Genomic DNA, 680 nt, shown 5'->3' with positions numbered 1-680 from the left:
GAACTTTTTGCACAGCTCCGTGACGGTGGGCGCCTTGCGCGCATCGGCCTTGGCGCCGCCAGGATCGCCGCCCCGGCGAACCTCGGCCAACCAGTCCTGAGCCATGACGCGGGCCTGTTCAACGGTCAGTTCCCCGAACAGGCCCAGGGCGGGCTTGCGTCGCTCGCCCGCGTTCGTGCGGTACTGGAGCATGAACACGCGGCGGCCCGCCGGGGTAATCTTGCACAGGAAGCCAGGCACCACGGTATCCCGTAGTTCGACGGCCTGCGGCTGGGGTTGCGCCGCCTCCACGGCGGTCTTGGTGAGCTTGATCTTGGCCATGATGACTCCTCGGAAAGACCCGTTTCCAAGAGCCACATGGGAGCCATGAGAGCGGAAGCCGGGTCAGGTTTCAGAAAGCACCGGCATATGATGGACGCGCGTAAGTTATTGATAAACCTTCTGTATCGGGTTCTAGCGCAGTCCAGCAAAGTTCGGTGCTGGAGTCATCGTGAAATAAAAAAAAGCCTGCGGCGTGCGCCGCAGGCTTTTTGGCTTCATGCGCCGGTGCTCAACTCCTGAGCGCCGCCAGCACCTCGTCGAGCATCTTCTTGGCATCCCCGAACAGCATGCGGTTGTTGTCCTTGTAGAACAGCGGGTTGTCCACGCCCGCGTAGCCCGAGGCCATGGAGCGCTTCATC

At 62.1% G+C, this 680-nt stretch carries 2 protein-coding genes; both read right to left on the bottom strand.

Annotated elements, in window-relative coordinates; translation table 11 throughout:
- Positions 1–321: Arm DNA-binding domain-containing protein (locus V8Z74_RS26230; RefSeq protein ID WP_349712331.1), on the bottom strand; the 321-nt coding region annotated here is incomplete at its 3' end.
- A gap of 229 nt (positions 322–550) precedes the next feature.
- The coding region (locus tag V8Z74_RS26225) for an NAD(P)(+) transhydrogenase (Re/Si-specific) subunit beta (protein WP_349712333.1) at positions 551–680 on the bottom strand (130 nt) is incomplete at its 5' end.

Source organism: Comamonas sp. w2-DMI, from assembly GCF_040187735.1.
In the GTDB taxonomy this organism is placed as follows: domain Bacteria; phylum Pseudomonadota; class Gammaproteobacteria; order Burkholderiales; family Burkholderiaceae_C; genus Comamonas; species Comamonas terrae.
Note: the sequence above shows the minus strand (reverse complement) of the source record. Positions and strands in the feature narration are given on the sequence as shown.